Source organism: Xenorhabdus entomophaga (assembly GCF_037996725.1).
Lineage (GTDB): Bacteria > Pseudomonadota > Gammaproteobacteria > Enterobacterales > Enterobacteriaceae > Xenorhabdus > Xenorhabdus khoisanae.
Genome location: NZ_JBBMXH010000367.1, coordinates 1 through 404 on the forward strand (window position 1 = coordinate 1; position 404 = coordinate 404).

A 404-nucleotide genomic window follows, 5' to 3' on the forward strand; every position below is an offset into this window, starting at 1 on the left:
CGGCTGAAAAACCGCCAACAGCCGGTTGAACCCGCCCCGGTTGCGTCTGCGCCTGCCCACGGTGATACCGTACAGGCGCAGTGTGCCGCCGTCATGAAACTATTAGGTTAAATTATGGGAAATTTATCCACACTGACCGTCGGCTTACTGGTCAATGCCACCTCGTTTAAGTCCCAGCTCATGGACGCCTATCGTTATGCCGGACGGGAATCCGGGCGGTTTTCGGATAAGGCCGCTTCGGACGCGAAAAAGGTGAAAAAAACGTACAGTTCGCTGGCCAATCAGATTCAGTCCGTCTCCGGCCGGTTAATGATGCTGGCCGGAACGGGCTTTTCGTTAGGCTCCATTATCCTGACTACCCGTAAGTACGGACAGGCACTGTCCGATTTGTCGGCCATTACGGG

Annotated in this window: 1 protein-coding gene; it reads left to right on the top strand. The window is 55.2% G+C overall.

Annotated elements, in window-relative coordinates; genetic code table 11:
* Window positions 1–114: 114 nt before the first annotated feature.
* A partial coding sequence (locus AAC854_RS23230) for a hypothetical protein (RefSeq protein ID WP_340619146.1) occupies window positions 115–404 on the top strand: 290 nt, incomplete at its 3' end.